We start from the raw sequence: 25344 nt of genomic DNA, 5'->3' as shown, positions 1-25344 counted from the left end.
ATCTCAACCGCAGGGGTAGTTCTACGCCAGATACCCAGGAGCGTCAACGCCCCATTACGGATGCGTTGCCGGACCGTGATGTGCAGGTAGCGTGCTGATTGGCCGCCCAATTCCGTTGCCGCCCCGCATGAGAGGGACGGTTCAGGGTAGCGGTCGGATCGTGGCAGCTCGGAGGCGGTCCGAGCACGATCGAACCGGATGGAACAACATGCACCAAAGGGGCAACGGGCCCTGAAGATCCATCTCTTCTAATGTTTGATATTGCGTGCTTCCGACGTCATGGCCGAGTCGCGGGGGCGCGCCCCCGGTGAACTCGACATCCGCGCGCCCGAATTGCCGGAGATAGCGGTAAAGTTCGGGCATCACGCGATGATCGGCAATGATCGCCAACACCGGACGAGATCGTTCCGGAAGTCCACCGGCCCGTTTTGCTCCGGTCGTGTGGCTGCCCTGTGTGGCCGGACGATGCCAGGCTGTCCCCATGATGGGCTACATCCCCGAGGAAACGACCAGCTTCGAGGGGCGACAGGAGGAGTTGGCGCGGTTGGACACCGCGCTCGCGACCCACCGGCTGGTCACACTCACCGGTGCGGGCGGCGTCGGCAAGACCCGTATCGCGCAGCGCTCCGCCGCCCGCACCGCGCAGCGGGCCGCGCCGCGGTTCCCCGACGGGGTGTGGTGGGCCGACCTGTCGGCCCTGGAGAACGCCGAGTTGCTGCTGGCCACCGTCTCGGACGCGGTCGACCTCTCCGATCACTCACCGCGCATGCCGGTGGAAGCGCTGTGCGAATGGCTCGCGGACAAGCGCCTGTTACTGGTCCTGGACTCCTGCGAGCACCTGGTCGACGAGTGCGCGCACCTGGTCGGCGAACTGCTCACCTCCGCGCCGGGGCTGACCGTACTGACCACCAGCAGGCGTCCGTTGAACCTGGTGGGCGAGGAACTGACCGAAGTGGGGCCGCTGGACGGCGACGGCGCCGACGCGCTCGCGCTGTTCACCCGGCGCGTGACCGACTCCGACCCCGACGCCCTCGCGGGCCCCGGCGCCGCCCGCGCCGCCGCAGAGATCTGCCGCCGCCTCGAAGGCATCCCGCTGGCACTGGAGTTGGCCGCGGCCCAGGTCGGCCCCTCCACCGTCGAGGACGTCTCCTCCCGGCTCGGCTTCCGCTTCGACGTGCTGGCCCGCGCCGACTTCGTCTGGCCGCCGCGGCACCGCACCCTGCGCACCACCATCGGCTGGAGCCACGAACTGTGCGCGCCGGTCGAGCGCTTGCTGTGGGCCCGGCTCACCGTCTTCCGCGGCTCCTTCGACCTCACCGCCGCGCGCGCGGTGACCTCCGGCGGCCCGCTGGCCGAACACGCCGTCGCCGCCACCCTGGAGCGCCTCGTGGCCCAGTCCGTGGTCCGCAGGGACGGCCACCGCTACCGGATGCTCGACACCATCCGCGAGTACGGCCAGGAGTGGCTGCGCGAGCTGGGCGAGGAACACGCCCTGGCCGACCGGCACGCCGGGCACTTCCTGGAACTGGCCCGGCGCGCCGACGCCCTGTGGTCGAGCAGCGAACAGGCCCGCTGCTACCGGCAGATAGACGACGTCCACACCGACCTGCGCACCGCGCTCGACCACCTGCTGGCCACCGAGCCCGCCCGCGCCGCCGAACTCGCCGGACTGCTCTGCTTCTTCTGGACCTGCTGCGGCCATCTCAAGGAAGCTCGCGGCTACTTGGAGCGCGCGCTGATGGCGCACGACACCCAGGGCCCCGAACGCACCCGCGCGCTGTGCGCGCTGGGAGTGACCATCACCCTCCAGGGCGACTACCCCTCGGCGCTCCAGGTCAGCGAACTGGCCACGCGGGCCGCCGCGTACGACGGGGACAAGGAGGCGCAGTTCGCCGCCGCGTACCTGTCCGGGCTGCTGGCCCTGCTCACCGGCCGCGCCGAGGACGCCCGCGACACCGTGGACGCGGCGCTGGCCGCCGTACCGGGCTGGGCCTTCGACTCGCCTTCCCGGCTGCGCTGCCACCTCGTCGCGGTCTTCGCGCTCACCGGCCTCGGCCGGCTCCCCGAGGCGCGGGCGCGGGCCCGCGAACTGCGCCAGCACTGCGCCCAGCTCGGCGAGGTCTGGACGCTGTCCTACCTGGAGTACCAACTCGCGCTGATCGCGCTGTTCCAGTCGGCGCCGCACGAGGCCGCGGGACACGCCCGCACCATGCTGGAGAGCAAGCGGCTGCTCGGCGACGCCTTCGGGATCGCGCTCGGCCTCGACCTGCTGGCCGCCGCGCTGGCCGCCGAGGGCAGGGGCGAGCAGGCGGCCACCGTCTACGGCGTCGGCGAGTCGTACTGGCGCAGCGTCGGGCACCCGCAGCGCGGCACGCCGGAGTTGCGCGGGGTGCGCGAGCAGTGCGAGGCGACCGCCCGCGCTCTGGTCGGCGACGCCGCGTACGACAGGGCGTACCGGCGCGGCGCCACGGAGTACGGCCGCACCGCGCTGGCCGCCGCTCTCGCCGAGGAGCCTCCGGCGCAACGCTGACCGCCGTGACCCGGCGGGTGTGACGCGTGACACGGGTCGCCGCCGTGGAGACGGCGCGTTGGCCGATACTGATCGGTAACGAATATCGTGTGTTCCCGGAGCCGACTCCGGCGCTTCACGTTATCGCATTGATGTCAATTGCCCTTTCGGCGGAACCACTGTGCGCCTTTTGCCGTTTACCGTACGGGATTAGATCCGCAGGACGCGCCGCAAGGGGGGTGATCCGGCCGTGCGAGTGACGGTGCCGAAGCGGGCTCGGACGGAGAAGCCGCAGGTCGGGGCGGTTGGTCTCGGACAGGTGTGCCATACCTGCGTCGATTCCAGGCCACCTCTCGGCGTGGAGGAAGGATTGGTCTTCTTTCCTGCTGAATCGCGGGATCATTCGTATGGCGACCCTGCGTTGAGCGACGTACACCACGTCGAGGACGATGGGTCACTGCCTGATGCAAGGTCTGACCCCCATCCATGGCCGATGGCCTGAAAGGCTCCCATGAAAGCTGAGATCGCCGTGCCCGACGGCGCACGGCACACCCGAATTCTCGGTGTCGGCGCGTATCGCCCCCGGTCGGTCGTCGACAACGCCGAAGTATGTCGATACATCGACTCCTCGGACGAATGGATCCGCTCCAGAACCGGCATCGTGACCCGCCGCTGGGCCGGTCCCGACGAAACCCTGGGCGTGATGGCGGAGCAGGCCGCCAGCAAGGCCATCGCGGCAGCCGGGCTCACCCCGGACCGCATCACCTGCGTGATCGCCGCCACCTTCACCCACCTCATGCAGACACCCGCGGTCGCCACGGAGATCGCCCACCGGATCGGCGCCACCGAGGCCGCGGCCTTCGACATCACCGCGGGCTGCGCCGGATTTGTCCACGGCGTGGTGCTCGCCTCCGACGCCGTGCGCGCCAGAGGCGGCCACGTCCTGGTCGTCGGCGTGGAGCGGATGACCGATCTGCTCGACCTCAGCGACCGTTCGACGGCATTCATCTTCGGCGACGGCGCGGGGGCCGTCGTAATCGGCCCGTCGGACACACCGGGCATCGGCCCGGTGGTCTGGGGCGCGGACGGCTCGCAGGCCGACGCGATCGAGCAGACGGCACCCTGGGACGTGCTCAAGGACGACCCCGGCCACGCGTTCCCCGCACTGCGCCAGGACGGGCAGCGGGTCTTCCGCTGGGCGGTCTACGAGATGGCCAAGGTGGCCAAGCAGGCGCTGGACGTGGCGGGCGTCGGCCCGGCCGACCTCGACACGTTCATCCCGCACCAGGCGAACGAGCGCATCATCGACAGCATGGCCAAGTCCATCGGCCTGCCGCCCGAAGTCACCGTCGCCAAGGACATCGTGACCAACGGCAACACCTCCGGTGCGTCCATCCCGCAGGCCATGGAAGCGGTGCTCGCCTCCGGCGAGGCCAACTCCGGCGACACCGCACTGCTGCTCGGGTACGGCTCCGGCCTGTCCTACGCCGCGGTGGTCGCCACCCTGCCCTGACCCACCGCACTCCAGCACAGCGCGCAGCGCGACCACTTGGCACCGGCCGCCGCCCCGGCACACAGGGGCGGCGGCCGGCGCCTTTTCCGCCCGCGACACCCGCCGTTCCGAAATGAACGATCATCGGCCGTCACAGCTGCCGGAGTTAATGACTCTACGTACCAGGAGGAGAACGGGACCCGCCCGGAATCTCGCGCGACCGGGCGCGCACCGCTCTCCCTCTCCCCACTGGTGGCGTGTGACGAAGAAGGCGGGTAGCTGATGAAAGCCCTGGTCACAACGGACAACGCGGACGGCCGACTCCGGCTCGACCCGGTCGACGAGCCGGAACCGCTACCCGGACAGGCCCTGATCGCGGTCAGCGCGGTGGCCGTCAACCGCGGCGAGCTGTCCGTGCTCGACGAGCTGCCCCCCGGCTCCCGGATCGGCTGGGACGTCGCGGGCACCGTACTGCGCCCGGCGGCCGACGGATCGGGCCCGGCCGCGGGCACCCGCGTCGTCGGCCTCGCCGACCGCGACGGCTGGGCGGAGCGCGTCGCCCTCGACACCCGCAGGCTCGCCCGGCTGCCCGACGCCGTCGACTGGGCCGCCGCGGCGGCCCTTCCCGTCGCGGGCCTCACCGCTCTCTACGCCCTCCAGCGGGCCGGCCGTCTGATCGGCCGCACCGTACTGATCACCGGCGCGGGCGGGGGAGTCGGCCGGGCCGCCGTCCAGCTCGCCGCCGCCGCGGGCGCCCACGTGATCGCCTGGGTCGGCTCCCCGGACCGCGCGACCGGTCTCGCCGCCCTCGGCGCCGATGTCGTCGCGACCTACGGCACCGACCCCGGCGTGCCCGTCGACATCCTGCTCGACAGTTGCGGCGGCTCCGTCCTGACCTGGGCCTTCGAGTCCGTCGCCCCCGGCGGCAGCGTGGTCGTCTACGGCAACACCGCGCGGGCCGAGTTACGCCTTCCCCGCGACTGGGGGCGCGCCCGGCCCGGTGTCAGCCTCCACTACGTCTTCCTCTTCGACGAGATCACCCGCCACGACGTCGGCCACGACCTGGCCTTCCTGCTCCAACTCGTCACCGAGGACCGGCTGGACCCCCAGGTCGCCCTGGTCGGCTCATGGACCGATCCGACGCCCGCGCTGCGGTGTCTGGACCGCCGTCAGGTCAACGGCAAGGTGGTGCTGGCCCTTTGACCCGGGCAGCTCCCGGATGTTCACCGCGCGGAGGGATCGTGCGACCTCCGCGCGGTGAACGCGTCAGCGCCAGGGGCTACTTGGCCCAGGGGGACTGCTTCTCGTAGCGGGGCCGCCAGGTCTTGCGGAAGAGGAAGCGGACCGGCGGCGGAACGAGCGCCAGCACCTTCTGCTCGGTCGCGGCCGGCGCCGAGTCCAGGAGCCAGGGGAAGAACGTCGCCGCCCCCTTCGTCCCCACCTGCCTGCGCTGTTCCGCCCCGAAGGCGTCCCACTGCTTGGCGGTCACCACGGCCCCCACCAGCGGCAGCCCCGCGTCCTCCTCGTGGTCGAAGTGCGACGTCAGCGCGTCCCGCAGCCGCTCCACGTCCTGGCTCAACCCGGCCGTGTCACCCGCCGCGAGCCGCGCATCGACCGCCGCGATCAGCGGATCGAGCACCGCGTGCTCGGCCTCCATCGCGTCCAGCAGCGCGACCCGCTCGGGGTCGCTTCCGATCCGCCCGCGCATGGCGGGCCACAAGGTGGTGTCCTCGGCGGTGTGGTGGATGTCCAAGTAGTAAGTGAAGTTCTTCCAGCCCTCTTTGAAGGCCCGCGGACTCCCGGCCTTGTGGTCGGCGGCCGTGACCAGCCTGCCGAGGTCGCGCCGGAAGGCGTCGTGCACCGCGTACATCATGGTGAAGTCGAGCCGGGACTGCGCATCCGACGGGGTGTAGGTACTCATGCGTGCCTCCTGATGAGTGCGTGCGCGGGTACGTGGTCAGATGGTGGCACCGACGCCTGTCACGGTGCTTCCTCCTCAGGAACCCCGAGGCCCGCGGCGGCGGCGACTTCCGCGCCGATCGGGGCGAACCCCGCGATAAGGAGGCCGGGCTCGGCCGCGGCCCCTCGTCGCGGGGCCCGGCACGTCACCCCGCCGCGGTCCGCAGCGCCGCCTCCAGCCGCGGTCCCGTGTACTGCCTCACCCACGCCAGATGCTCGCCCCCGGTCCCTCGCGGCACCACCTCGACGAGCATGATCAGGAAGAGGTAGCAGCGGTACAGCGAGATCCGCCGCCGGGCCGCCGCGTCGAAGTCCGTACGCCCGCCGCCCGCGCCGTATCCGGCGAGGAAGGCGGAGTCGCGCTCGATGTCGTCGCGCCCGATCGACAGCGACGCGAAGTCCGCCAGCGGGTCGCCCCAGAACATCCGCTCGCCGTCGATGAGACCGCTGACCGTACGGGCGCCCGCGGGACCGTGGAGCAGGATGTTGCCCGGCCACAGGTCGAAGTGGACCAGCGCGGGCTCGGTGACCTCGTCGAGCACGGGCGCCGCCGTCGCCAGCGCGGCGCGGATCTCGGCGACCGGGAGCGGCAGCCAGGGTCCGTACCGCTCCGCGTCGGCCAGGACGGCGTCGGTCATGGCCGTGAAGGCGGGCCGCCAGCGGGAGTCGAGCGGGGCGAGGGTCTGCGCCGGGTAGCCGAAGGCCGGTCCGCGCACCGAGTGCAGCCGGGCCAGCAGGCCGCCGGTCTCCCGCCACAGCCGCGCGCTCTCGGCCTCGCCGACGCCCTCCGCGGCCTCTCCCGCCGCCGACCAGGTGACACCGGGGCAGTGCGTCATCAGCAGGAAGGGAGCAGCCTGTTCGCTCCCGTCGTCGTACTCGGCGTGCACCACGCGCGGCGCGGGCACCCCCGCCGTGGCGGCGCCCTCGTAGAACCGGGCCTCGCCGCGCAGCAGTTCGCGTTCGTAGCCGAGCTTCGGGACCCGCGACGGCGGCGGGACCTTGAGTACGAGGACGGCGCCGTCGGTGAGTTCGACGCGGTGCATCGCGTTGTACGTGCCGCCCTGGAGCGGCGCGTGTCCGGCGATCCCGGCCGCCGGGATTCCGGCGCGCTCCAGCGCTCCGGTCACCGTGTCGTCCCGCGTCAGCGGTGCCATCCGCCCCTCCCCGTGGTCGCCTTCCGTGGGGCCGAACCCTACGCGGTCGCCAGTCCCCAGCCGAGCGCGCCCACGGCGGCGGCCGCGTAGGCCCACACGGCGGCGAGCACGATCCGCCGCCGGACGGACTCCGACCAGGGCGTACGGGCCAGCCAGGCCAGCGCGGGGAGTACGAGGACCGCGTGCAGGCTCACTGCGTGCAGCGGCTTGAGGGCGCCGGTCGAGTGGTACGCGGCCTGCTGGTCGCCGGTCCTGGTGTCGACGACCCCGCGGGCGATCATCGCGGCGCCCGAGAGCAGGCCGACCAGCAGCAGCGCGAATCCGGCGCGCAGCGCGAGCGGCATTCCGGCGGGTCCGGCGGGCCGGGTGCGGAAGGCGGCGACCGCGAAGGCGGTGAGGACCACGACGAGCAGCGCGCCGCCGACGGCCAGCGACATGGCGACGGCGGCGTTCACCGGCGTCTCCACGTTGAAGTGCGAGGGCACGTGCCGCCACGCCTGCACGGTGATCCCCGCGACCTCCAGGACGCAGTCGGCCGCGAAGAGGGCGAGCAGCGTGGAGCGGGTCCGCTCGCCGATCCGCACGTACGAGGTCACCCGGGCGAGCGCGATCAGGGTCAGGCCGAAGGACACCCCGAAGGTGAAGGGCTTGCGCCAGGAGACCGGGCCGTCCCACGGTCCGCCGTCCACCGCGAAGACTCCCAGGTGGAACAGGCCCGACACGATGAGCGCGGCGCCGACCGCGTACGCCGCCCGCTCGGCGCCGCGCACGGGGAGGCGGCCGGGCGGCGGGACGACTGCTGCTGCCGTGGCGGACATGGCGCGGGACTCCTGACCGAGGGGGCCCCGGCGGTGCTCCCGGCCGGGGAGTCCCGGACGCGGCGCGGCCGGGACGCGCTCACGGTAGGCGGCGGGCGGGGCGCGCCGCGTCGTCGCGCGGGAGGCGGTCGCGCTGCTCCCGGTGGAGTACGCGCCCGCCTTCAGGACCCCCGCACCGCTGATCGGCCGTCAGAAGGGTCCGGCGGTCGGGTGGTTCCGGGCGTGCCGTGATTGGGCTGGTCGCAGAACGGTCATAGCATCTGAAAATATGCTTAAAGGTCTCCCCGGGTCGCGCAGGCGACAGGGGCGGTAGGAGCGAGGGCGAGGAGTGTCATGACCCAGCAGACGGGCGGCCGGATCGCGGAACCGCGCGACGGCGCCGACTCCGCGGAAGCGGCGGACGGCGGCGGACGCACGCGCCGCAGACGACTGCTGCCGTGGAAGCACAAACGGGATCTGACCCCGACGCAGCTCCGCCGCCGCCGGCTGGTCACCCGCGGCGCGCTCGGCGTCTGCGTGGTGTGCGTCGGCACCGTGGGCTGGTCGGTCGGCCAGGCGCTGACCTACCCCGGCAAGGACAGCAACGTGGCCAGGCTCGCCGAGTGGGCCCGCGACCACGAGCTGGGCTTCGTGGTCAACAAGCTGGAGGACGTCCAGTACAAGATGGACCCGCCGAAGGTCGGCGGCTCGCTGTCGGCCGACGCGCTGGCCCGGATGAAGGCCACCGCGCCCGCCACCGCCGCCGCGGGCACCGCGCCGGAGGGAGCGCCCGCGGCCCCCGCGGCGCCGGTCATCCCGCTGCGCGCCCCGATGCGCCCGCTGGTCACCCCCGGCCTGCCGGGCGAGGGCGTCTTCCGTACCCTGTCCAGCGCCCACGGCCAGCCGATCGTCCAGGGGACGTACGTCAGGCCGGACGGCGACCACACCTCGTACGAGGCGGCCGTCGCCTGGATCAGCGGCAAGCACGCGCGCTTCCAGCTCCACCCCGGATTCCGTGAGCCCGGCGGCACCTTCTCCGTACCGCCCAACATCCCCAAAGGACAGCGCACCGGTCTGGTCGCCACCTGGAACGGCGGCTTCCGGGTCACCGACGGCGGCTCGCGCGGCGGCTTCTACCTCAACGGACAGACGGCGGGCGACCTGCGCGACGGCACCGCGTCCGAGGTCTTCTACAAGGACGGCTCGATCCGCATCGGGGTCTGGGGCCGCGATGTGCACATGACCAAGGACGTCGTCGGCGTACGCCAGTGCCTGGAGCTGATGGTCGACGACGGCCGGGTGGTGTCCGACATCGGCGACGACTCCAAGTGGGGTGTCACCGACCAGAGCAAGATGTTCGTCGAGCGCTCGGGCGTCGGCATCACCGCGCAGGGCGACATCATCATGGTGGTCGGCCAGGCCCTGTCCGCGCGGACCCTCGCCGAACTGATGCAGCACGCCGGGGCGGTCCGCGCCATGCCGCTGGACATGAACCGCGCGTGGCCGTCCTTCATGTCCTACGACAGCGGCAAGAATCCGGCGGACCCGAAACCCACCAACATCCTCGACTTCGAGGACCCGCCGGACCGCTACTACACCCAGGCCACCCGCGACTTCGTGGCCGTCTACGCCCGCTGACCGTACGCGCGGCGGCGGCCCGACGGCACGGCCCGCGCGGCCGGGTACGGCGCTACGCCATCTGGTCGGCCGCCGCCGCCTCGGTGAAGGCGCGGATCCTGGCAGTGGCGCGGGACGCCCGCCACACCGGACCCCAGTCCAGCGGCGGTGTGTCGTGGAAGGGGACGTAGACGACGTCGGGGCGGGCGGGGAACCGGGTGGCGTGCGCGCCCACCGGGAAGACCCCCTGGCCCGCCCCGACCAGGGTCAGCACCTCCTGGAAGGTCGCCGCCGAGCGGCCGACCGGGATCGCCAGGCCCGCCGGGGTCTGCTGCGGCGTCCCCGGCTCGCGCCAGTAGTCGGGCAGCGAGCAGGGCGCTTGCAGCACCTCGGTGCGCGCCAGATCCTCCACCGAGACCGTGCCGCGCTGGGCGAACGGATGCGTGGCGGGGACCGCCAGCATGCGCGGCTCCGACAGCAGCACGGGACCGTTGGCCAGATCCGGGCCCGACAGCGGCAGGCAGGCGATCAGCACCTCCAGCGCGTCGGCGCGCAGCCGTTCCAGCGCCTCGGTCATCTGGACCTCGCGGATCTCCACCTCGCAGCCCGGATGCCGGGTACGGAACCGCTCGGTCGCCCTGACCAGCAGCTGACTCGCCGCCGCGCCCACGAAGCCCACCCGCAGCAGCCCGGTCACCCCGCGCCCCTCGGCCACGGCCGTCGCCAGCGCCGCCTCCAGCCGCTCGAACGCGGGCCGCAGGTCGTCGTGGAGGCGCCGGCCGATCGGGGTCAGCACCACACTGCGGCTGGTGCGCTCGAACAGCGGTGCCCCGACACGGCGTTCGAGCTTGCTGATCACCTGGCTGACCCGGGCTGTGGTCACCCGCAGCCGCATGGCGGTCCGCCCGAAGTGCAGCTCCTCGGCGAGGGTCAGGAACGTCTCCATCTCGTACCGCTCCATGCAGGCCCCCTTCCTGGTGCCGTCGAGGCATGTGTGAGCGCGCTGTTAATTCGTACTTAACGATCATTCCATGAAGTGGAGTTGATCCTCCCGCCCGCGTCAGGGAAGTCGGTTGACACCGCCCGCCCGCGCTGCCTAGCGTCGTGCCCGTATGTGACTGCTATTCAGATGAAAGAACGCCTCGGAGTGAGGCGGAGAGCGGGGACCGTGGCAGAGCAGCAGCAGCGTCGCGTGGTGGTGTCGGGCGGCGGGACCGGAATCGGACGGGCCACCGCGGCGGCCTTCGCCGCCGACGGCGACCGGGTGACCGTCCTCGGCCGCCGCGAGGGCGTCCTGCGCGCCGCCGCCGAGGAGCTGAACGAGGAGTACGGCAAGGGGCGCGTCGACCTCTTCGCCGCCGACCTCACCGAGCCGGAACAGGTGCGCGCGGCAGCCGCGTTCATCACCGCCGAGGGCCCCGTGGACGTCATCGTCACCAACGCGGGCGGCAACGCCGCTTTCGACGACGACGGCACCCTGGAGGGCATCGCCGACGGCTACCGGCGCAACTTCGCCGCCAACGTCCTGACGGCCGTCCTGCTCACCGAGGCGCTGCTGCCGTCCGTACGGCGGCCCGGCGGGCGGATCGTCCACCTGTCCTCGATCGCGGCGGTACGCGGCCCCGGCTCGTACGGCGGCGCGAAGGCGGCCGTGCACGCCTACACCTTCGAACTCGCCCAGCGGCTCGGCAAGGACGGCATCACCGTCAACGCGGTGGCGCCCGGCTTCGTCGGCGACACCGAGTTCTTCGGCGACCGCGGCACCCCGGGGTTCATCGCCTCCCGCGTCGCCCAGACGCTGACCGGCAACCCCGGCAGGCCCAGCGAGATCGCCGCCGCGATCAAGCACCTGGCCGCGCCCGAGGCCGCGTACACCACGGGACAGATCCTGCACGTCAACGGCGGCGCGATGCTAGGCCGTTGACCGCTCGAACGCGCCCGGGCGGTCACGCGGCCGAGCGGACGCCCCCGCCGCGTCGAGCCGGGTGTCCGCGCCGTCCAGGATGCGGCGGGCGGTGTCCGCGTACCCACGACGGTCTGGTCGAGCGCCGCCGGCAGCATCCCCGGCATGATCGTGCCGAACACGATGTTGCCGCTGACGCACACTCGGAGCGGGCGGCGCCGCCTCCTCGGTCACGGGACCGGTCTCACCGACGGTACTCGCACCAGCACCAGCACCCTCACACTGCGCCGCGCACCCCGCACGCGCAGCCGTCCGCCCAGGTGAGCGGGAAACCAGGGGTGACGGGAGCGGACCACGTCGTAGGCTCGGAGGCATGGCTGGTGACGAGGGGAAGCCCGCGGGCGGCGGGAGCGTACGGGTGGACAGTTGGATCTGGTGCGTCCGGCTGACCAAGACACGCTCGATCGCCGCCGCGGCGTGCAGGGCCGGACACGTCCGGGTGAACGGCGAGCGCGTGAAGCCCGCCCAGGCCGTACGCGTCGGCGACGAGGTACGGCTGCACCACGCGGGCCGCGAGCGGATCGTGGTCGTCTCCAAGGTGCTGAGCAAGCGGGTCGGCGCGCCCGCGGCGGCCGAGTGCTTCGTGGACAACAGCCCGCCGCCGCCCCCGCGCGAGGACGTCCTGGCGCTGGGCCTGCGCGACCGCGGCACCGGACGGCCGACCAAGCGCGACCGGCGCGAGCTGGAACGGCTGCTGCACGGCAGCGCGCGGCCCGGCGACGGCGGCCGGCCCGGCGGGACCCCGCGTCCGCGCGGCGGCGCCCGGCGTCCCGCGGACGGCTGAGGAGTGGGCGGGGGTCCCGCGGACGGGTGAGGGGTTCCCGGCGTCCCGCGGACGGCTGAGCGGCGCCCGTGTGACCCGCGAGTCCTGCGTCGGACCCTGGCTGATGGCCCAGAGCGTCTGAGCGCACTGAGCGGTGCTGGGCGGCTGAGGACCCCGGCGGGTCCGGCCGTACGCCGGATCAGTACGACTGGAGTTCCAGGAGGTTGCCGTCCGGGTCGCGCAGATGCGCGGTCCGCATCGACGGGCCCCACTCGGGGCGGTCGGCCGGGGGAGCGACCGGCCGTCCACCGTGCCGCAGGCACAGCTCGTACCCGGCGGTGACGTCCGGCACCCGGCTGACCAGCACGGCCCGGTCCCGGGCGGGCGGCGGGTCGACGGACAGGTCGGTGCCGCCCGTCACCTCGGCCATCGCGGCCCGGTCGAAGAGGGAGAGGACGCCCTCGGCGCCGACGTCCCAGCTCGCGTAGGGGCCGCTCTCGCCGCCGCGGGTCAGCGCGGCGCCGACGAGACCGGGGAGCACGGCGTCGTAGAAGCGGAAGGTGTCGGCGAACCGGCCGACGAGCAGGCGCGGGTGGAGCGCGTCCATCGGGAGACCTCACTCGGTGCGTACGGGATGATGAGTGACGGGATCATAGGGGCTTACCCATCATTGGTGTCAGCCTACAATGAGGTCCATGCACGGAACACCGCCCACCCTCGCCGCCCTCACGACGTATCTGCTGTCGAAGACCGGCAAGGCCGCGCGCGGCAGGCTGGCCGCCGAACTGTCCGACGAGGGTCTGCGGCTGTGGCACATGGCGGTGCTCGCCGCGCTCGCCGACTTCGGCCCGCAGGTGCAGCGGGAGCTGGCAGGGCGGCTGGGCGTCGACCCCAGTGACATGGTGAAGGTCGTCGACGGACTGGCCGCGTCCGGCTGCGTCGAGCGCGCCCGCGACACGGCCGACCGCCGCCGGGTCCGCGTCGCCCTCACCCCGGCGGGCCGCGACCGCCTCGCCGCGCTCACCGCCCGCGCCGAGGCCGTACAGGACGACGTGCTCGCCCCGCTCGACGCGCGCGAACGGGCCCAATTGCACGCCCTGTTGCTGCGGGTGCACGACGGGCTGGCCGCCGGGGGACGGTGAGACCACGGCAACGGCGGGGCTGGGGAGTGCCGGGAGCGGCCCTCGCCCCCGTAAACTTGCGGTGCTAGTTTACGGGGGCGGTACGTACCCACACCCGGGGCCGCCCGACCCGCACCACCGGGTCCCGCCAGGAGGAGCACGCGATGCGACCTGTCCACTTCGCCGCCGCCCGCCGCACCCCCATCGGGAAGCTGCGGGGAGCGCTCTCCACGGTCCGCCCCGACGACTTGGCGGCGACCGTGCTGCGCGGTCTGCTGGACGGCGTGCCCGCGCTCGACCCCGCCAGGATCGACGACGTCTACTGGGGCGCGGCGAATCAGTCGGGCGAGGACAACCGCAATGTGGCGCGGATGGCCGTGCTGCTCGCGGGCCTGCCGGACAGCGTGCCCGGCGCCACCGTCAACCGGCTCTGCGCGTCCGGGCTCGAAGCCGTCACCGCCGCCGCCCGCATGATCGCGGCGGGCGAGGCCGACATCGTGGTCGCGGGCGGCTCCGAGTCGATGAGCCGCGCCCCCTTCGTCCTGCCCCGCCCCGACGACGCGCTGCCGCACACGATGCCGACGTACGACACCCGGCTCGGCTGGCGGCTCACCAACGACCGGATGCGCGAACTGCACGGCGTGCTGGCGATGGGGGAGACGGCGGAGGAGGTCGCCACGCGGTACGGCGTCAGCCGCGCCGACCAGGACGCCTTCGCGCTGCGCAGCCACCGCAATGCCGCCGCGGCCCGTGGGAAGGGCCTCTTCGACGCCGAGATCCTGCCCGTCACCCGGCCCGACGGCGTGGTCGTCACGCGGGACGAGTGCATCCGCGAGGACACCACGGCCGAGCGGCTGGCCGCGCTCAAGCCGGTCTTCCGCAAGGACGGCACCGGGACGGTCACCGCGGGCAACGCCTCGCCGATGAACGACGGCGCCGCCGGGCTGCTGCTGGTCAGCGAGGAGGCGCTGCGCGACCTCGGACTCGAATCCCTCGGCCGGTACGCGGCCGGGGCCAGCGCCGGAGTGCACCCGGACGTCATGGGCGTCGGGCCGGTCCCGGCGACCCGGCGCGTGCTCGCCCGGCTCGGCAGGACCGTCGACAGCGTCGAGGAGGCCGAGTTCAACGAGGCGTTCGCCGCCCAGGCGCTGGCCTCCGTGCGCGAACTCGGCGTCGACCCCGAACTGGTCAACCCCGACGGCGGCGCCATCGCCCTCGGCCACCCGCTCGGCTGCTCGGGCGCCCGTATCCTCACCACCTTGCTGCACCGGATGAACCGCACCGGCGCCCACCGGGGCCTGGCCACCATGTGCGTCGGGGTCGGCCAGGGCACGGCGGTGCTGGTCGACCGCGACTGAGCCGCGACTGAGCGGTGACGGACGCGGGACGGACGCGCGACGGACGCGCGCGCTCGATCCGTGTCGGTGCGACGGTGCCGCCGGCCGGGCGAAACGGCGGCGAGGGTGACGGGAACCACCTCCGTGACACCCGCCCGCGGACCCGAAAGCCCGGTGCCGTCCGCCGCCGTCTGGGACAATCGATCGCGTGCCTACACCACTTAGCGGACGAGTTGACGCACGTTGACCGGCCCCGACAGCGGGGCGCAGCTACTCGCGATCAGTGACCTGCACGTCGGTTACGCGGCCAACCGCCTCATCGTGGAGCAGTTGCGGCCGGGGACGGACGAGGACTGGCTGATCGTCGCCGGAGACGTCGCCGAGAACTCCGAGGACATCATCTGGGCGCTGCGCACGCTCAAGGAGCACTTCTCCACCGTCATCTGGCTGCCGGGCAACCACGAGCTGTGGACCCCGCCGGACGACCCGGTGCAACTGCGCGGCGAGGCCCGCTACCGCCACCTGGTCGAGGAGATCCGCCGCCTCGGCGTCATCACGCCCGAGGACCCGTACCCCCTGTGGGAGGGCGAGCGGGGGCCGGTCGCGGTCGTGCCGATGTTCCTGCTGTACGACTACACGTGGCGCGACGGCACGCCCGGTGCCACCACCAAGGAAGAGGCGCTGGCGCACTCGCGGGACCTCGGCGTGATCTGCAACGACGAGCGGTTCCTGCACCCCGACCCGCTGCCGGGCCTCGACGACTGGTGCCGGGTCCGGGTGGCCGAGACCGAAGCGCGCCTGGAGGCGCTGGACCCGGCGCTGCCGACGGTGCTGGCCAACCACTTCCCGCTGCACCGCGACCCGACGCGCATCCTGCGCTACCCGTCGTTCGCGCTGTGGTGCGGCACCGAGCGCACCGAGCAGTGGCACACCCGCTTCCGGGCCGCCGAGGTCGTCTACGGGCATCTGCACATCCCGCGCGTGATGTGGCGCGACGGCGTCCGCTTCACCGAGGTCTCGCTCGGCTACCCGCGCGAGTGGGGGCGCCGCGACACCGGGCCCGCGGGGCCGCGGCGGATACTGGCCGGACGTCAGGGCGTCCGCCGGTGATCGAGCACCTGCTGCCCGCCGCCGTCCGCTCACGGGCCGTGTACGGCGCGGAACTCGACGATGCGCCGCTCTTCCCCGAGGAGGCCGCGGCCGTCGCCAAGGCGGTCGCCAAGCGCCGCGCCGAGTACGCGGCGGGCCGCGCCTGCGCCCGCGCCGCGCTGGCCGGGCTCGGGATCGCGCCGGGGCCGATCCCGCGCGACCCCGACCGGGGCGCGCCGGTCTGGCCGGCCGGCGTCGTCGGCAGCATCACCCACTGCGACGGCTACCGTGCCGCGGCCGTCGCCCGTACCTCCGACGTCCACACCCTCGGCATCGACGCGGAGCCGCACGGACCGCTGCCCGAGGGGGTGCTCAAGGTCGTCACCGCCACCGACGCGGAGGCCGCCGCGCTGGAGCGGCTGGGCGAGGAAGCACCCGAAATCCACTGGGACCGGCTGCTGTTCAGCGCCAAGGAGACCGTCTACAAGGCGTGGTATCCCTTCCACCGCAAGATGCTCGGCTTCGAGGAGGCCGAACTCCTCTTCACCCGCGACCCCGACGCCCCCGACCGCGGCGGCTACACCGCCCGCCTCCTGATCCCCGGCCCCCTCCTCGCCGAGGACATCGGCCCCGACATCTTCACCGGCCGCTGGACCACCCGCAACGGCCTCGTCACCACGGCGATCGTCGTCCCCAACCCAACCGCTGCGCCTGCCGCTTGACCCCCGCGACACCCCGGCCCCAGCACCTCGCGCACCGGACCCGTGCGCGGCCTGGCGGCCCAGCCCGGAATTCCGCCAAGGCGCCCCGTCCGCCGAGCCAGCGCCGCAAACCCCGCCGAACCCCGTCCCGATCCGCCCACCGGCCTCCGCCGCTGAGTTCCGTACGACAGCCGCCGGGCGGCCGAGTCCCAGCAGACGCTCAACGGGCTGCGCCGTCCGGCGGATTCGTGGTGGACGCGAGCGCCGTCCGGTGCCGGGGCGGGCCGGATTTGGCCCGCCGACCTGCGCCGTGATGTGGCCCGCGGCGGAGTGCCGGTACCGAGCGCTGGTGCGCGCCCAACGGGCTGCGCCGTCGGGCGGATTCGTGGCGGGCGCGGGCGCCGGCCGCTGCGGCGGGCCGGACTGGCCCACCGACCGGTGCCGTCATGCGGCCTTCGGCGGAGTGTCCGTGCGAGAGCCGCCGGGCGGGCTGGCTCGGCCCACCGACCTGTGCCGTGACGTGGCCTGCGGCGGAGTGTCGGTACCGAGCGCTGGTGGGTGCCCAACGGGCTTCCGCCGTCGGGCGGAATCGTGGCGGGCGCGGGCGCCGGCCGCTGCGGGGGGTGGGGGCGGGGGCGGTTGATGACCTCCGCCGTCAGGCGGATTCGCGGGGGATCAGGGTTGTTTTGAAGATCGCTGAGCGGGTCTGCTGGGCGGGGTCGTCGATGAGGGCCATCAGGAGCTTCGCCATTTCCGCGGCCATGTCCTCCACCGGCTGGCGGATGGTGGTGAGCAGGGGGCGGGAGGACAGGGCGGCGCTGCTGTCGTCGAAGCCGATGACGGCCACGTCGTCGGGCACGCGGCGGCCGTGGTCGCGCAGGACGAGAAGGGCGCCCTGGGCCATGAGGTCGTTGGCGACGAACACGCCGTCGGTGTCGGGCTGTTCGGACAGCAACTGCTTCATCGCCCGCTCGCCGCCCTCCTGTGTGAAGCTGCCCTCGACGCTGGGGACGTACGCGTAGCCGTGCTCGGCCATCGCCTCGCGGAAGCCCGCGAGGCGGTCCTGGCCCGCGGGGGAGTCGGCCGGGCCCGCGATCGTGGTGATCCGGCGGCAGCCGCGGGCCAGCAGGTGCTCGGCGGCGAGCTTCGCGCCCGCCTGCTGCGCGACGTCCACGAAGCTGATCGGGATCGGCGTGGCCGGCCGGGCGAACAGCACGGTCGGCAGCCCGGCCTCGGTGAGCAGGGACGGCAGCGGGTCGCCCGGCGCGATCGACACCAGCACCACGCCGTCGATGTGCTCCTGCCGCAGATTCGGCACCAGCGAGCGCCGCGCCTTCTCGGAGTCGGCGAGCATCAGCAAGGGGTGCACGCCGCGCGGGCGCAGCACCGTGAGCAGGCCGCCCACTATCCGGCCGAAGAACGGGTCGCTGAAGACCTGCCCGAGGAAGGGGTCGTCGGCCGCGTGGTGGTCGGGCACGGAGAAGACCAGCGCGACCGAGTCCGTACGCCGGGTGACCAGCGACCTGGCCGCGCGATTGGGGATGTACCCGGTCGCCTCGACCGCCTCCTGGACGACCTTCTGGATCTCCGGATCGACATTGCGCGTCCCGTTGACCACCCGGGACACCGTCGCCCGCGACACCCCGGCGGACCGCGCGACGTCTTCCAGTGTGGGCAGGCGGGGCCCGGCAGGACGGCTGCTCGTCATGGTCCAGTTATACCACGCACGGAGAGCGCTCTCCCTAAGTCCTGGTCGGACAACACGCAGATGGGGCGGGGTACGGCAGCCCCCCACAGGCCCGCCGCGCCCCGCCCCGGTCTCAACCGCGCGCCCCGGTCACCCGGGTCACGCGTACACCCCGAACTCGTACAGCGAGTACCCGTAGGCCGTGCCGCGCTGCGTCAGATTCAGCCGCACATAGCGGCCGGACCCGTTGACGTCGAACGTCTCCACGCCGCCGGTCGCGGTGGTCGTGCTGTAGATGTCCGTCCACGTGTTGCCGTCATTGGACACCTGCACCTGGTACGACTTCCCGTAGGCGGACTCCCAGCCGAGCTGGATGTGCTTGATCGCGGTGGTCTGCCCGAGGTCGACCCGCAGCCACTGCGCGTCGGTCCAGTCGGTCGCCCACCGGGTGTCCCAGCGCCCGTCCGTGGTGTTCGACGGCGGGAACGGCGCCCCGTTGCCGGCCTGCTGGTACGAGGACGCGGTCGTCGGCTTGCCGAGCGCCACGTTCGTACCGCCGACCGTCGGCGCCACCACGCGGAACGACTTGGTCTCGATACCGACGTTCCCGTGCCCGTCGAAGGCGTACACGTACACCTTCCACACCCCGAGCGTCTTGGGCGCGGTCACCGTGAACCTGCCGTCGCCGGTCTGCGTGAACGTGACCTGTTGCAGACCGGTCCCGCTGTCCACGTACTTGGTGGAGTACATGAGCTGATACCGGATCAGATCGCCGTCCGGATCGGTCGCCGACGCCGAGACGTCGAAGGTGCCGCCGGCCGGGACGGAACCGCTGTTGCCGACCGTCATCGAGCTGATCACCGGCGGGGTGTTGGCCTGCGGCGTGCCGCCGTAGTCCTTCGCCACCGAGTAGTACATCATCCGGTTCCAGCTCGCCGGGCGGACGTTGAACCACACGCCGCCGAAGTCGTTCTCGTTGCCGTAGTGGAAGATCGTGGCGCCGAGCGCCACCCCGGTGTGGCCCGAGATGCAGTTCCACGCGGACAGGTACGCGTCCCGCTTCTGGATGTCCGTCGGCTCGGTGGGCACCCCGTTCGCGTCGTTCGGCACCTCCCACTCACCGGCCTCGCCGGTCTCGGTGACGATGTACGGCTTGGTGTAACCGCCGTTGATCCAGTCCTGCTTCACATTGCAGACCGCGCCGTAGGAGTTGACCGCGTAGAGGTCGAGCGACGGCGTGTACTGCTTGTAGTACGGCCACGCGCCGGTCCACGCGTCCGTCGACGTCACCGGGTGGTTCGGGTCGATCGCGTGGATCGCCTGCGTCACCTGCTCGACGAACTTCGCGTAGGCGATGCGCTGTTGCTCGATCGCGGCGCCCGAGTAGTGGTCCTGCGTGGTGAGGATGACCTCGTTGCCGACGTCCCACATCAGCACGCCCGGGTGGTTCTTGTACGTCGTCACCCAGTTCTTGATGTCGTTGAGCGTGTTGGTCTTGTAGGCCGTGTCGTTGACGTAGTCCGCGCCCTGGTTGAGCCAGAAGCCGTTGACCACCTTCAGACCGAACTGCGCGGCGGCGTCCAGCAGCGGCTTGGTGCCCGCGTCGGTGCCCCAGGTGCGCACGGTGTTGACGCCCATCGCCTTCAGGTCACGCATGTGCGCGTTCGCCGTGTCGTTGGACGGACCCCAGGTCATGCCCTTGACGGTGTACGGCGCTCCGTTGACGGTCAGCTTCCAGTTGCCCTGGCCGCCCGTGACGTGCACGTCGCTGGCGCCGGTCGGCACCGGGGGGTCGGTGAGCGGGGTCGGCACGGTGCCCGCGGCGATCTGGGAGACCGTCACGTTGTCGATGCTCAGCGCGCCGCCGGAGGAGGTGTCGGCGGCCGGAGAGGTGCAGCCGCAGACGGAGTTGGGGTAGGAGCCGCCGATCCGGAGGCTGAAGTCCACGAAGACGCCGTGGTGCACGGCCGCCTCCCAGGTCGCGACGCCGACCTGCGACTCGCTGACCTGCCAGATCTGCTTGCCGTCGAGGTAGTAGCGGATCTGCTCGTCGGACTTCGTGCGGTCGATGATCTCGGAGTACGTGTGGTAGCCGGTCTGGCAGCCGGAGCAGGTGGCCAGGCCGCTGGTCTTGCCGTTGTACTCGTCGCAGTTGCCGCCGGGCGCGGTGCCGCAGTGCAGTGTCGCCGAGAGCTGCGAGCGGCCGTTGACGTTCTCCATGATGTCGCTCTCGCCGACGGCCGGCCACGCGCCGGGGTTGCCCCGGAAGGCGGCGCCCATCGCGCGGAAGGACGGCCAGTAGCCCAGCGCCTTGGCCGGATTCGGCTGCTTGAGCGTGGCGGAGATCTGGAGCTGGCCGCCCGCGGGCGCCGCGAAGTCGGTCCGCTTGGACTCGATCCGGCCGGACGTCCAGGCCGTACCCGACTTCAGGGCCGTCAGGTTGAGGTGGCCGTTGCCGTCGAGGCCCACGTTCGCGGGGGAGTTGGTGGCGGTGTCGACCTCGCCGGTGCCCCAGTTGGCGGGGCCGCCGGGGTAGGCGGTGCCGGTGTCCGTGATCCAGTTGGCGGCGCTGGGCGAGGTGCCCGCCGCGCCGGTGAAGTCGTCGCTCCACACCGTGGTCCAGTTGCCGGGCGGCGGCGTGCCCGTACCGCCGTTGTCACCGCCGGTCGTACCGCCCGTGCCGCCGGAGCCCGCGGTGCCGTACACCTGGAACTCCCACAGCGAGTAGCCGTAGCCGTTGTTGCGCACGGTGCCGTTGATCCGGACGTACCGGCCGGTGCCGCTGACCGTGAGGGTCTGGGTGCCGCCGGTGCCGGTGGTCGTGGAGTAGATCGTCGTCCAGCCGCCGGTGCCGGTGTCGGAGACCTGGATCTGGTACGCCGTCGCGTAGTTCTCCCAGTTCAGCACGACCTTGCTGACGGTGGAGGTGGCGCCGAGGTCGACCTGGAGCCACTGCGGGTCGCTCCAGGCACTGGCCCAGCGGGTGCCGGCGTCGCCGTCGACCGCGGCGGAGGCCGGGTAACCGGCGCCCTCGGTGCTGGACGCGGTGGCGGGCTTGCCCTGCGAGAGCAGGGTGTCGGCGGCGTGCGCGGCCGTGGTGGGGACGGCGAGCGCGTACAGCGCGAGGCCCATGGCGAGGAGCACCAGAAGGGCCGCGCGCAGCGACGGTGGAAGGGATCTGAACCGGGCGGTCGGTGAGTGTGAGGCTCTCATGCCGATTCTCCTGCGGGGGGAGGTGAGGGAGGGAGGGTGCGGCTCTCCGGGACGGCGGGTTCCGGGGCATGGAGCATTCGGGAGAGCGCTCTCTCAGTGGGCAGATGGTTGCGTCCCGGTTTCCGGGGTGTCAAGGCATCGGACACGAGATGACGACATGTCATGCTCGTTATGCCCTCTAACATCCTGAATCGGCAGGTCTGTTCACCGTCGGAACGTGCGTATCCGGTGCGGATCGGAGTACCGGGTCTTGACACACGCCCGTGCGGGGCGTGAATGTACCGGCATTGGGAGAGCGCTCTCCAAGTGTTCTTTTCCTGCCTGCCCCGGGGTCCCTCCGGCCGCCCCGCCCGTCCGCCCAGAGACCGAGAAATCCGAGGAAGTCCCCATGAGCGACACAGGAAACAGACGCAGGACGTGGCTCGCGGGAGGGGGCGCCGTACTGGCCGCCGCGCTCCTGGCCACCGGCTGCGGAAGCGACTCGACGTCCAAGTCCGGTTCCGGCGACGACGCCAACGCCAAGACCACGCTCACCGTGAACCTGTTCTCGGACTTCGGCTACAAGGACCTCTACGCCCAGTACCACAAGCTCCACCCGAACATCACGATCAAGGAGAACCGCGCCGACCTGGGCGCCCACCACCAGAACCTGCACGCGCACCTGGTCGCGGGCAGCGGCACCGCCGACATCGAGGCGATCGAGATCGGCCAGGTCGCGGGCTTCCAGTCCGAGGCGAGCAAATTCGTCAACTTCCTGGACGAGGGCGTCGACAAGAACCAGTGGGTGCCGTCCAAGACCGCCCCCGCCTCCAGCCGGGACGGCTCCTCGCTCTTCGGCCTCGGCACCGACATGGGCGGCATGGCGCTCTGCTACCGCGCCGACCTCTTCCAGAAGGCCGGGCTGCCCACCGACCGGCAGGCCGTCTCCTCGCTGGTGTCGAGCTGGGACTCCTACTTCTCCACCGGCAAGCAGTTCCTCGCCAAGAGCCCGGACAAGAAGGTCAAGTGGTTCGACGCGGGCAGCAATGTCTTCTCCGCGATGACCGCCCAAGCGCCGCAGGCGTTCTACGACGCGGACGGCAAGGTCGTCGCCGCGTCCAACCCGGCGGTCAAGCAGGCGTTCGACACGGTCGCGGGCGCCATCAAGGACGGTGAGTCGGCCGGTATCGCCGCCTTCACCCCCGCCTGGGACACCGGCTTCCGCAAGAGCCAGTTCGCCACCGTGACCTGCCCGGCCTGGATGAGCTACGAGTTCAAGGCCAACCCGCCCGCCGACGGCGGCAAGTGGGACATCGCCACCATACCCGGCGGCGGCGGCAACTGGGGCGGCTCCTATCTGACGGTGCCCAAGCAGGGCAAGCACACCAAGGCCGCCGTCGAGCTGGCCAAGTGGCTCACCGCGCCCACCCAGGAAGCCTGGCTCTTCAAGAACAAGGGCTTCTTCCCCTCCGACCAGGCGCTGTGGACCTCGCCCGACATCGCGAACCTCACCGACCCGATGTTCAACGGCGCGCCCACCGGCAAGATCTTCTCCGACTCCGCGAAGAACTTGAAGCCGCAGCCGCTCGGCCCGCACGGCGCCGACATCGGCAACATCTACGGCAACGCCCTGGTCTCGGTCGAACAGGGCAAGGCGAGCGTGGACAAGGCGTGGAGCAACGCCAACGCCGAGATCAAGAACATCGGCGAGTAGTGCCCGGCCGGCGGGCACGGGTGCCGGGCGCCGCTCGCGCCGCCCATGACCCGCCGGTCCCGGCACCACCCTTCCGGCGTCCCGGAGCCGGGCCCCGAGCCCGGACTCCCGGACCGAAGTGGCCGCCGGATCGCGGCGGGCGGCCACCGGATCCCGCCGTCCGCGCGGACCGCTGTCCCGAGCGGGCCGCGCGGACGGTGGGGCACGACGGGAGCCGGCCCCGAACGTGAGGTCCTCAGATCCTCCGGGTTCCTGACCGCCCCGAGGTTCCCGTTCCGGGCCGCTCGCGCCACTCGACGGGCCGGCGGGGGTTGCGCACCCTTCCCACTCCCCGCCCACCGCGTACCCCCCGCCGGCCACCAACCAGGAGCAGATGCATGGCCGTCTCGACCGGCACCCCGCCCGCCGCCTCGCAGGACAATCCCTCGCCCGGAAAGGCGGCGCCCGACGTCGCCCCCGCCAAGGGGGCCCGCTGGCACCGGGCCGAGCGGCGCCTGTCGCCGTACTTCTACATCTCGCCGTTCTTCCTCGTCTTCGGCGTCTTCGGCCTGTTCCCGCTGCTCTACACGGCGTATGTGTCGCTCACCGCCTGGCGGGCCGACACCGACGGCAGCAGGCACACCTTCGTCGGCCTCGACAACTACCGCACCCTGCTGCACGACCAGTTCTTCTGGAACGCGCTGCGCAACACCCTCGGCATCGGCGTGCTCTCCACCGTCCCGCAACTGCTGCTCGCGCTGGGCCTGGCCCACCTGCTCAACTACCGCCTGCGGGGCCGCACTTTCATCCGGATGGGCGTGCTGCTGCCCAACGTCACCTCGGTCGCGGCCGTCACGATCATCTTCGTCCAGCTCTTCGGCCGCGACTTCGGCCTGGTCAACTGGTTCCTCGGCCTCTTCGGCGTCCCGCACACCGACTGGCAGGCGGGCACCTGGTCCTCCTGGATCGGCATCTCCACCATCGTCACCTGGCGCTGGACCGGCTACAACGCGCTGATCTACCTCGCCGCGATGCAGGCCGTCCCCTTCGAGCTGTACGAGGCCGCCGCGATCGACGGGGCCAGCCGGTGGCGGCAGTTCAGGTCCATCACCATCCCGGTGCTGCGCCCCACCATCTTGTTCACCGTCATCACCTCGACCATCGGCGCGCTCCAGATGTTCGGCGAGCCACTGCTGTTCAGCGCGAGCCAGACCCCGATGGCGGGCGGCTCGCAGCACCAGTTCCAGACGATGGCGCTGTACTCGTACGACCAGTTCTGGGGGAAGTTCAAATACGGCTACGGCGCCGCGATCTCCTGGGCGATGTTCCTGGTCATCGTCGTGATCGTCGCCGTCAACTTCCTTCTGGCCCGCCGCATGAAGGGAGTCGAGGCCGCATGACCACCCTGCCGCTCACCAAGCGCCCCCGCCGCCGATCCGGCCGGGACCGTCAGCTCTCGGCCGGCAAGGGCGTCTACGTCGCGCTCGCCGTCGTCGTCGGACTCTCGGTCTTCCCGCTGTACTGGACGCTGGTCGCCGCCTCGCGGGACAACGCCGCGCTCAGCCAGGTGCCGCCCGCGCTGCTGCCCGGCAGCCACCTCCTGTCCAACCTGCGCCGGGCGTTCGACCAGGCCGACATGCAACTGGCCCTGGTCAACTCGCTGATCGTGGCCGGCACGGTCACCGTCTCGGTGGTGCTGACCTCCACGCTCGCCGGATTCGCCTTCGCCAAGCTGCGGTTCCCCGGCCGGAGTCCGCTGCTGGGCTCCGTGGTGGCGACGATGATGGTCCCCACCCAGCTCGGCATCATCCCGCTCTACATCATGATGGCGAACTGGCTGCACTGGGCGAACCACCTCCAGGCGCTCATCGTGCCCGCCGCCGCCAACGCCTTCGGCGTGTTCTTCATGCGGCAGTACCTGGTCACGGCCATCCCCGACGAACTGCTCGACGCGGGCCGGATGGACGGCTGCACGACCCGGGGCCTGTACTGGCACATCGCACTGCCCGCCGCCCGCCCGGCGATGGCGGTGCTCGGCATGCTCACCTTCATGGCCAGTTGGAACGACTTCTACTGGCCCAAGGTGGTCATGACCCAGCAGAACCCCACGGTGCAGCTCTCGCTGTCCGAACTGGCCAGCGGCTACATCCAGGACTACTCCCTGGTGCTCACCGGGGCGCTCGTCTCCAGCCTGCCGATCATCGCGGTCTTCCTGCTGATGGGCCGTCAAATCCTGGACGGCATCATGCAGGGGGCCATGAAGGGATGAC

General features: G+C 72.0%; 20 protein-coding genes. 13 read left to right on the top strand and 7 right to left on the bottom strand.

Annotated features, from left to right (window positions below):
* Positions 1–481: 481 nt before the first annotated feature.
* The 3 genes from ACIOC1_RS26145 to ACIOC1_RS26135 all read left to right on the top strand — a co-directional run bounded on the left by ACIOC1_RS26145 (position 482) and on the right by ACIOC1_RS26135 (position 5204).
* Positions 482–2530: an ATP-binding protein gene (locus ACIOC1_RS26145; RefSeq protein WP_401308326.1), complete on the top strand. Its 2049-nt coding sequence runs from the start codon at positions 482–484 to the stop codon at positions 2528–2530.
* Positions 2531–3020: 490 nt separating this feature from the next.
* Positions 3021–4022 (top strand): beta-ketoacyl-ACP synthase III, encoded by a 1002-nt coding sequence (locus tag ACIOC1_RS26140; protein ID WP_355341720.1) that lies wholly within the window; start codon positions 3021–3023, stop codon positions 4020–4022.
* A 261-nt stretch (positions 4023–4283) separates the two neighbouring features.
* Positions 4284–5204 carry a zinc-binding dehydrogenase gene (locus ACIOC1_RS26135; RefSeq protein WP_355341723.1) on the top strand — a complete coding sequence of 307 codons (921 nt, stop codon included), beginning with the start codon at positions 4284–4286 and terminating at the stop codon, positions 5202–5204.
* 76 nt (positions 5205–5280) lie between these two features.
* Here ACIOC1_RS26135 and ACIOC1_RS26130 read toward each other — a convergent pair whose 3' ends face one another.
* The 3 genes from ACIOC1_RS26130 to ACIOC1_RS26120 all read right to left on the bottom strand — a co-directional run bounded on the left by ACIOC1_RS26130 (position 5281) and on the right by ACIOC1_RS26120 (position 7932).
* Positions 5281–5922, bottom strand: coding sequence for a hemerythrin domain-containing protein (locus tag ACIOC1_RS26130; RefSeq protein ID WP_401856524.1), 642 nt, complete (start codon positions 5920–5922; stop codon positions 5281–5283).
* Positions 5923–6106: 184 nt separating this feature from the next.
* Complete coding sequence (locus ACIOC1_RS26125; protein ID WP_401856523.1) at positions 6107–7114, bottom strand: phosphotransferase family protein; 1008 nt, start codon at positions 7112–7114, stop codon at positions 6107–6109.
* 38 nt (positions 7115–7152) lie between these two features.
* Complete coding sequence (locus ACIOC1_RS26120; protein WP_401856522.1) at positions 7153–7932, bottom strand: hypothetical protein; 780 nt, start codon at positions 7930–7932, stop codon at positions 7153–7155.
* A 333-nt stretch (positions 7933–8265) separates the two neighbouring features.
* On the opposite strand from ACIOC1_RS26120, the gene ACIOC1_RS26115 reads away from it, so the two are divergent.
* Positions 8266–9549 (top strand): phosphodiester glycosidase family protein, encoded by a 1284-nt coding sequence (locus ACIOC1_RS26115; protein ID WP_401856521.1) that lies wholly within the window; start codon positions 8266–8268, stop codon positions 9547–9549.
* A 52-nt stretch (positions 9550–9601) separates the two neighbouring features.
* Here ACIOC1_RS26115 and ACIOC1_RS26110 read toward each other — a convergent pair whose 3' ends face one another.
* The gene (locus ACIOC1_RS26110; RefSeq protein ID WP_355341738.1) at positions 9602–10489 is read right to left on the bottom strand and encodes a LysR family transcriptional regulator; all 888 of its coding nucleotides are present in this window, start codon (positions 10487–10489) and stop codon (positions 9602–9604) included.
* Between the two features lie 207 nt (positions 10490–10696).
* On the opposite strand from ACIOC1_RS26110, the gene ACIOC1_RS26105 reads away from it, so the two are divergent.
* Both ACIOC1_RS26105 and ACIOC1_RS26100 read left to right on the top strand, forming a co-directional pair.
* Positions 10697–11452: an SDR family oxidoreductase gene (locus tag ACIOC1_RS26105; RefSeq protein WP_391045812.1), complete on the top strand. Its 756-nt coding sequence runs from the start codon at positions 10697–10699 to the stop codon at positions 11450–11452.
* Between the two features lie 352 nt (positions 11453–11804).
* Entirely contained in the window at positions 11805–12275 is a 471-nt protein-coding gene (locus tag ACIOC1_RS26100; protein WP_355341744.1) for an RNA-binding S4 domain-containing protein, read from the top strand.
* 178 nt (positions 12276–12453) lie between these two features.
* On the opposite strand, the gene ACIOC1_RS26095 is transcribed toward ACIOC1_RS26100, so the two are convergent.
* Complete coding sequence (locus ACIOC1_RS26095; protein WP_401856520.1) at positions 12454–12861, bottom strand: VOC family protein; 408 nt, start codon at positions 12859–12861, stop codon at positions 12454–12456.
* Positions 12862–12949: 88 nt separating this feature from the next.
* Between ACIOC1_RS26095 and ACIOC1_RS26090 the strand changes: the two genes are divergently transcribed.
* The 4 genes from ACIOC1_RS26090 (at position 12950) to ACIOC1_RS26075 (ending at position 16523) form a co-directional block, all read left to right on the top strand.
* The gene (locus ACIOC1_RS26090; RefSeq protein WP_401856519.1) at positions 12950–13396 is read left to right on the top strand and encodes a MarR family winged helix-turn-helix transcriptional regulator; all 447 of its coding nucleotides are present in this window, start codon (positions 12950–12952) and stop codon (positions 13394–13396) included.
* A 143-nt stretch (positions 13397–13539) separates the two neighbouring features.
* Entirely contained in the window at positions 13540–14733 is a 1194-nt protein-coding gene (locus ACIOC1_RS26085) for a thiolase family protein (protein ID WP_401856518.1), read from the top strand.
* A 222-nt stretch (positions 14734–14955) separates the two neighbouring features.
* Positions 14956–15822 carry a metallophosphoesterase family protein gene (locus tag ACIOC1_RS26080; RefSeq protein ID WP_401308300.1) on the top strand — a complete coding sequence of 289 codons (867 nt, stop codon included), beginning with the start codon at positions 14956–14958 and terminating at the stop codon, positions 15820–15822.
* Complete coding sequence (locus ACIOC1_RS26075) at positions 15819–16523, top strand: 4'-phosphopantetheinyl transferase (RefSeq protein ID WP_401856517.1); 705 nt, start codon at positions 15819–15821, stop codon at positions 16521–16523. The genes ACIOC1_RS26080 and ACIOC1_RS26075 overlap by 4 nt, the downstream gene beginning before the upstream one ends.
* A 634-nt stretch (positions 16524–17157) precedes the next feature.
* Here the strand turns inward: ACIOC1_RS26075 and ACIOC1_RS26070 are convergent.
* The gene (locus ACIOC1_RS26070) at positions 17158–18210 is read right to left on the bottom strand and encodes a substrate-binding domain-containing protein (protein ID WP_391045798.1); all 1053 of its coding nucleotides are present in this window, start codon (positions 18208–18210) and stop codon (positions 17158–17160) included.
* 138 nt (positions 18211–18348) lie between these two features.
* Positions 18349–21402: a discoidin domain-containing protein gene (locus ACIOC1_RS26065; protein ID WP_401856516.1), complete on the bottom strand. Its 3054-nt coding sequence runs from the start codon at positions 21400–21402 to the stop codon at positions 18349–18351.
* Between the two features lie 388 nt (positions 21403–21790).
* Here ACIOC1_RS26065 and ACIOC1_RS26060 point away from each other — a divergent pair, with 388 nt between their 5' ends.
* The 3 genes from ACIOC1_RS26060 to ACIOC1_RS26050 all read left to right on the top strand — a co-directional run bounded on the left by ACIOC1_RS26060 (position 21791) and on the right by ACIOC1_RS26050 (position 25343).
* Positions 21791–23095, top strand: a complete 1305-nt coding sequence (locus tag ACIOC1_RS26060) for an extracellular solute-binding protein (RefSeq protein WP_391163195.1) — start codon at positions 21791–21793, stop codon at positions 23093–23095.
* Between the two features lie 377 nt (positions 23096–23472).
* Complete coding sequence (locus ACIOC1_RS26055) at positions 23473–24474, top strand: carbohydrate ABC transporter permease (protein WP_401856515.1); 1002 nt, start codon at positions 23473–23475, stop codon at positions 24472–24474.
* Positions 24471–25343 (top strand): carbohydrate ABC transporter permease, encoded by an 873-nt coding sequence (locus ACIOC1_RS26050; RefSeq protein ID WP_188285249.1) that lies wholly within the window; start codon positions 24471–24473, stop codon positions 25341–25343. Before ACIOC1_RS26055 ends, ACIOC1_RS26050 begins: the two co-directional genes overlap by 4 nt.
* Position 25344: the final 1 nt, after the last annotated feature.

This window comes from Streptomyces sp. NPDC088197 (assembly GCF_044741185.1).
In the GTDB taxonomy this organism is placed as follows: Bacteria; Actinomycetota; Actinomycetes; order Streptomycetales; family Streptomycetaceae; genus Actinacidiphila.
This window is presented reverse-complemented; position numbering and strand designations above follow the sequence as displayed.